Source organism: Peribacillus psychrosaccharolyticus ATCC 23296 (assembly GCF_000305495.1).
Classification (GTDB): Bacteria; Bacillota; Bacilli; order Bacillales; family DSM-1321; genus Peribacillus; species Peribacillus psychrosaccharolyticus.
Window position 1 is genome coordinate 1 of record NZ_AJTN02000062.1, and the last position, 5,881, is coordinate 5,881.

7 protein-coding genes and 1 pseudogene are annotated in these 5,881 nt (G+C 37.7%); 6 read left to right on the forward strand and 2 right to left on the reverse strand.

The features are described from left to right. Window positions 1-286: 286 nt before the first annotated feature. From rpsI to WYK_RS05455, 4 genes and pseudogenes are all read left to right on the forward strand, one after another. A pseudogene (gene rpsI / locus WYK_RS24450) lies at window positions 287-352 on the forward strand (30S ribosomal protein S9); the annotation flags it as partial. A gap of 184 nt (window positions 353-536) precedes the next feature. Then, the gene (locus WYK_RS05445) at window positions 537-980 is read left to right on the forward strand and encodes a DUF2521 family protein (protein WP_040373570.1); all 444 of its coding nucleotides are present in this window, start codon (window positions 537-539) and stop codon (window positions 978-980) included. Window positions 981-1,066: 86 nt separating this feature from the next. Continuing rightward, window positions 1,067-1,789, forward strand: coding sequence for an N-acetylmuramoyl-L-alanine amidase CwlD (gene cwlD / locus WYK_RS05450; protein ID WP_040373571.1), 723 nt, complete (start codon window positions 1,067-1,069; stop codon window positions 1,787-1,789). 149 nt (window positions 1,790-1,938) lie between these two features. Next, on the forward strand, window positions 1,939-2,997 hold the full coding sequence (locus WYK_RS05455) for a P-loop NTPase (protein WP_051387329.1): 1,059 nt from the start codon (window positions 1,939-1,941) through the stop codon (window positions 2,995-2,997). Between the two features lie 34 nt (window positions 2,998-3,031). Here WYK_RS05455 and gerD read toward each other — a convergent pair whose 3' ends face one another. Further along, entirely contained in the window at window positions 3,032-3,640 is a 609-nt protein-coding gene (gerD, locus tag WYK_RS05460) for a spore germination lipoprotein GerD (protein WP_040373572.1), read from the reverse strand. A 138-nt stretch (window positions 3,641-3,778) separates the two neighbouring features. Here gerD and WYK_RS05465 point away from each other — a divergent pair, with 138 nt between their 5' ends. Beyond that, entirely contained in the window at window positions 3,779-4,465 is a 687-nt protein-coding gene (locus WYK_RS05465) for a KinB-signaling pathway activation protein (protein WP_040373573.1), read from the forward strand. Between the two features lie 70 nt (window positions 4,466-4,535). Here WYK_RS05465 and pdaB read toward each other — a convergent pair whose 3' ends face one another. Continuing rightward, a complete protein-coding gene (pdaB, locus tag WYK_RS05470; protein WP_040373574.1) occupies window positions 4,536-5,288 on the reverse strand; it encodes a polysaccharide deacetylase family sporulation protein PdaB in 753 nt (250 codons plus the stop codon). Between the two features lie 138 nt (window positions 5,289-5,426). On the opposite strand from pdaB, the gene WYK_RS05475 reads away from it, so the two are divergent. Beyond that, window positions 5,427-5,651, forward strand: coding sequence for a hypothetical protein (locus tag WYK_RS05475; RefSeq protein ID WP_040373575.1), 225 nt, complete (start codon window positions 5,427-5,429; stop codon window positions 5,649-5,651). The last annotated feature ends 230 nt before the right edge of the window (window positions 5,652-5,881 follow it).

Genomic DNA, 5,881 nt, shown 5'->3' on the forward strand with positions numbered 1-5,881 from the left:
GGTGGCTTTTTTTAATCTGATGAAAGATATGGATCATTTGTTACCAATTATTTGCTCAGGTCGTTTCTGTATAATTATTTGAAAACTAAGTGATAAGTGGATTAAAAGATACAGAGGCATAATGTATTATCTAAAATTGTTACAATAAGATATTTTTGACCACTTTCTGACCACCAACCATATATTAAGGTATATATCTATTTTTAATAAAGAATAAAAAAAGCCTGGAAAATCAGGCTCTAAGCAAAACATCTTAATTCATGTTTCTTTATATTGGTATCGACATATTAAAGAACGTAAAAAATACGGTCTTAAAGGCGCACGTCGTGCACCTCAGTTCTCAAAACGTTAATTTTTTGGAACAATCAAAAGCTCCAGCCCATTACGCGGCTGGAGCTTTTTTTTATTAGTTGAAACTATGCTGAGGTCAGACTGTAATTCCTCGAAATTACCAGCGAGTCACGTGTATGTCTTCTGTCCTCTGGTGGACACTACTGGTAAACCCGGTAGAAGTCCGGATCAATGAGGTGCTGAATATGAATGTGATAATGGGCCTGCAGGAGAGGCAGCGTGAAAAACAAATTAACTATGAGCGGCGTCTCTTGCGTGATTTATCAATAGAGAAACTAAAGGTAAGAATTCTCGATTTTTTTAATCATGATTATTCCTTAGGGTTATGTTTAACGGATGTTCTTGAGGAAGGGTGTTTTGATGTAGCAATCGAGGCTTTTTTGCTTGGTGGAAATTACGGTAAATTCGGCTACTATGGAGAGTCGATGGAGGATTCTAGACTTCGCTGCAAGCAAGAAGAAAAGCACCTTGTTGATACATTATTTAATTTTATTTTGTATTGGGGTAAGGCTGGGAAAATGGATATCTATAGCGAGAGTTTGTTTTATCACTGTAGTGCTTATGTGGAAACCTGGTGGCTTCAGGGATTTCAGGCTGGCGCGAAATATTATAAACTAAGACTTCATTAAACGACTGCGACCTGTATCTGCTTGTTCTATTTTATAATTAGTTCCCATATTTATAATTATAGAGGACAAGCGGAAGGAGAAAGATCATGCGCAGGAAACTGAAATACACTGGGTTTTCAATTGGTCTTATTATGCTTTTTTTAATTATCACACTGAAGTTCATAGAAGATGATTCGTGGAATGCGTGGAATTTGCCCCTGACAGGAAAAATTATTGTACTTGATGCAGGCCATGGGGGAATGGATGGCGGTGCAAATTTTGAATCGATACAAGAAAAAGAAATTTCACTTGCTGTTACTAAGAAAATTCAAGACTTTCTCCAAGAGCAAGGGGCACTAGTGCTTTTAACAAGGGAAGATGATAGTGATTTAGCGAGTGATGGAACCAAGGGAATTCGGAATCGCAAGAGAGAAGATTTGCAGAATCGTGTGAAGGTAATTAATGAATCTGAAGCAGATTTATTTTTGAGTATTCATCTAAACGCATTTCCTTCTAGAAGCTCAAGCGGTGCTCAAACCTTTTATACAAATCGGTACCTTGAAAATAAACAGGCGGCTGAATTTATACAACAAGAAATTATCCGGAATTTAGAAAACACATCACGACAACCAAGAGTAATCCAGAATATTTATTTGATGGCAAACGCTACAAAACCAGGGGCATTAGTTGAAATTGGCTTTATATCGAATGCTGCCGAAAGACAGAATTTAATTCAAGAATCGTATCAAGAGAAAATTGCGGCCGCTGTCTACAAAGGGATTTTGAGGTATTTTACTGAAGACCCCATTGAAGAAGAGGACAAGGAGTAGTCGAGATATATCACATTATGATATATAGGGATTTTGTACTATGTGCAGAATCCTTTTTTTGATTCGATTAAGTGCGTCTTAGAAGCAATAAAGTGTTAATATGTTATACTTAATTAGGGTAAAATGAAAATAAAAAGGTGGGGAAATACGTGTTTACTGAAGAAATTGCATTAAATATACTAAAGGATCTTAAAGACCCTTTTCTGAATAAAAGATTTGAAGAAACAAATGGAATTATGGAAGTGAAAGTTAAAGCTGAAAAGAAGCATGTGAGTGTGAAACTGGCCATTGCCAAAACCAATACACCTGAGCAGCTTCAATTGCAGCAACAGGTTGTTAAGATATTGAAAGAAGGCGGCGCTGAATCAGTGGGGATTCGTTTTGCCGAACTTCCTGAAGAAGAATTGGCTAAGCACCGTACAAACACGCCTCCTGAAGAAGAAGATGCTGGCTTACTTGGGCCTACTAGTAAAACAAAGTTTATCGCAGTTGCAAGCGGAAAAGGCGGAGTTGGAAAATCAACCATATCTGTTAACCTGGCAATTTCCTTAGCACGCTTAGGGAAAAAGGTCGGAATTGTGGATGCTGATATTTATGGCTTTAGTGTTCCTGATATGATGGGGATTACCACACGTCCAGTCGTACGCGGTAAAAAGATTATACCTGTGGAACGTATGGGGGTTAAGGTCATCTCAATGGGCTTTTTCGTTGAAGATAATGCACCAATCATTTGGAGAGGTCCGATGCTAGGTAAAATGCTCAACAGCTTTTTCAATGAAGTTGAATGGGGCGAGCTTGATTACTTAGTTCTTGATCTTCCTCCTGGTACGGGTGATGTGGCGTTAGATGTACATTCAATGCTTCCATCATGCAAAGAAGTCATTGTAACTACTCCGCATCCGACAGCAGCATTCGTCGCAGCACGGGCAGGGGCGATGGCCATTAAAACTGAACATGAGGTAATTGGAGTTATTGAAAATATGTCGTACTTCGAAAGCAAAACGACAGGTCAGAAGGAATATGTATTTGGTAAAGGCGGCGGTGCGAAGCTTGCAGAAGAACTACGTACAGAAGTTCTTGGACAGCTTCCACTTCAGCAGCCGGATTGGAACGAGGATGATTTTGCTCCGTCTGTGTATGCGGAAGATCATCGCTTAGGTAGAGTTTTCACAGATATTGCTGAAAAAATTGTAGCAAAAGTTAAGTAAAGACAAAGAGGCAGACGATTCGTCTGCCTCTTTTTTATTTTTCTTCTTGTTTATCGCCGGTTTCGGTTGAAGCTTCTTTAGCTTTAGAAGAATTCTCTTTCGATAACTCTTTTGCAGCTTTAAGCAGAATATCTTCAATTTTGGCTTTAACCAGCGGACTATCCATCGTTTCGATTAACGTTTCTTTAGAAAGCTCTCGCATTTCTTTGGTTTTGAGTAAGTCTTTAAACTCTTTCTGTAAGTCTGGTTCCTTCAATATGTCAATAATCATTCCTCGATAGGTCGGATCCTTTGTTAAATCCTTTAAAAGATCTTCGTGTTCAGTTTTGAGGCTGTTTGCGTATGCTTTAGCGAACTTAGGATCTTTGAACGCCTTCTTCCAAAACTTTTTGCCGTCATCGGAGATAAGTGTTTCTTTAACTGTTTTTTCGATAGCTTCTTGATCCATGATAAATTCACTTTTTACTTTTTCGTCTGACAATACATCTTGAACGGCTTTTTTACCTTCGTCGGATTTAAGGATGTCCACAACCATTTTTTTAGTCTCTTCATAATCCAACTTCTCGGTGCTTGTCTCATTCTGGTTGCAGCCGGTACATATGAGACATAAGAAAAATATAGGTAAGATACCACTGTATCTCATAATCAGAGCCCCTTTCATTCTTTCATATTTTTAATATGGATTACTTGCTGGGTTTTATTCCGGATCTTAGAAAATGTAGATATTTGAAGTGGGAATTGTTACAATTAGATAAGGATAATGAACGACTGGGGGAGCATAATGAATAGCCGGAATATAGTGAACTTATTTATATCCACATTAGTAATTGGCGGAGTAGCAGCGGGGCTTGCGGGATTTGTTTTCCGTTGGGATCAATTTCAGCCACTTTTTAGTTCTTTTGATATAGGGGAAATAATTATATCGTTCATATGGATGATTGGTGTAGGGCTGATTTTTAGTGTCTTAAGTCAGGCGGGCTTTTTTGCTTATTTGACGGTTCATCGATTTGGTTTAGGAATATTTAAAAGTGTATCTTTATGGAATTCAGTGCAGGTATTATTGATTATCTTTGTCCTATTTGATTTAGTGTATCTGAGGTATACAAATTTTTCCTCAAAGGGAGATGCCCTATTTCCATATATAGCGGTTGCTATTATGTTATTGGTCATCGGTTTGATTACTGCTTACTTTAAGGCGAAACAAACGAATAAACATGCCTTTATCCCTGCCTTGTTTTTCATGACCGTTATCACCACACTGGAATGGACACCTGTACTACGGGCGGATGATATCAGCTGGATGTATTTCATGTTTATTCCGTTAATTGTATGTAATATTTATCAGCTGTTAATCCTAGACAAGCTTATTCGTAAATCAAAGGTAGAGCTAGAAGCCAGAAGAGCGGAGAAAGCTGCTATTAGTAAGTCAAAAGGAAAAAATAAAGTGCAGAAGTTAAAAGAAGTTTAATATAAAAAAAGGCTGTCCCAGCACAGGAGGGGCAGCCTTTTTTTGGATTGGCAGCAACATTATGTCGGTTTTATTGGATTTCTTCACTTTTGGTACTTGAATTCGAAATCATTTCCGAAACGGTAACGAGGGTTAGTTTTTTTGCTTGCAGGTCTTTAATAAGTTCTGGCAACGCATTGTTGGTCTGTTTGGCAGAGTCAGAAGCATGTAAAAGGACAATATCTCCTTTATCTGCTCGGTGAACGTTTTGGACAATCTTTTCAACCCCAGGGTTGGTCCAGTCTTGGGAATCGATGCTCCAATGGACAACGGTATAGCCATAGCGTTCACTTATTTTGAGAAGTCTCCGATCAAAATGACCGGTGGGGGCACGTAGTAAGGTTATATCTTTTACATTCAGTTTTTTAAATGCTTCTTGGGCTCTGCCTATATCTTGCTGAATTTCCTCATCCTTTAATTCGGAATAATCTTTATAAGCGTATCCTAGCATTCCTATTTCATAGCCTTCCTTTATAATCGACTCAACTATTTCTGGATGTCTCTCCGCCCAAGAACCAGAAAGAAAGAAGGTTGCTGATCGAACGTTTTCCTTTTTGAGGGTTTTTAAAATAGGTACTGTTCTTTCATCACCCCATCCGATATTAAAGGTTAGAGCAATATTCTTTTCTCCTTTATACACGGCTTTAGGGCCGCCGGAAGTCGAAAACACAGGGGCGTGAAATAGATTTTGTACGAATAAAAACCAGGCGGAAAAGAAAGCAGCTAATAATATAAGGGCGGCTTGCTTAAACCCTCTTGAATGAAGAACCCAAAAAAACTTCATGTTTCATCACCTCGTCCATCTTCTCTTTTTTTCATCCTATGCTGTTTTTTGATATATATAACCAAGTTACGTAAGAAAGCATTTATAAAAACAGGATAACTAGTACAACATACATACATACATGTGGAGGTGGGTCCAATGTTTGGTATGATCATTGATGAAAAAGAGCGGCTTGAAATAGAGTATCTATTAAAAAGAGAAATGGATGAGATTTTATTTGATTTTCAGGATGAAAGAATAGAGTGTATTGTAAAGAACGCTATGGAGGAACGCTATAAGATTTTGTTTGCATTATTTAAGCGTATAGCACCAGCAAATGAGTGTATGAGGTATATTCCTAGTTACTTGAAGTCCAAAGATTAAGTAATATCAATGTCTATGGACAAGGTTGCAGCGCAGTACCTAATTTTTTTATAAAAAAACAAAAAAGAATCTTGACTATTGTTTTTAACGCTGATATATTAATAAAGCTGCTACAAGAGCTGACCGAGTATTCAACGGTTATGAAAAAACTTTTTTTAAAAAAGTTATTGACGCAGCAAAATACATTGTGTTATGATAATCAAGTCGCTTCGGAAGAAACGACAACGAAA

What these genes read in the sequence shown, in the direction of transcription:
- WYK_RS05445 (WP_040373570.1), top strand. Translation starts at nt 537, where the DNA reads ATGAATGTGATAATGGGCCTGCAGGAGAGGCAGCGTGAAAAACAAATT.
- cwlD (WP_040373571.1), top strand. Translation starts at nt 1,067, where the DNA reads ATGCGCAGGAAACTGAAATACACTGGGTTTTCAATTGGTCTTATTATG.
- gerD (WP_040373572.1), bottom strand. Translation starts at nt 3,640, where the DNA reads ATGAGATACAGTGGTATCTTACCTATATTTTTCTTATGTCTCATATGT.
- WYK_RS05465 (WP_040373573.1), top strand. Translation starts at nt 3,779, where the DNA reads ATGAATAGCCGGAATATAGTGAACTTATTTATATCCACATTAGTAATT.
- pdaB (WP_040373574.1), bottom strand. Translation starts at nt 5,288, where the DNA reads ATGAAGTTTTTTTGGGTTCTTCATTCAAGAGGGTTTAAGCAAGCCGCC.
- WYK_RS05475 (WP_040373575.1), top strand. Translation starts at nt 5,427, where the DNA reads ATGTTTGGTATGATCATTGATGAAAAAGAGCGGCTTGAAATAGAGTAT.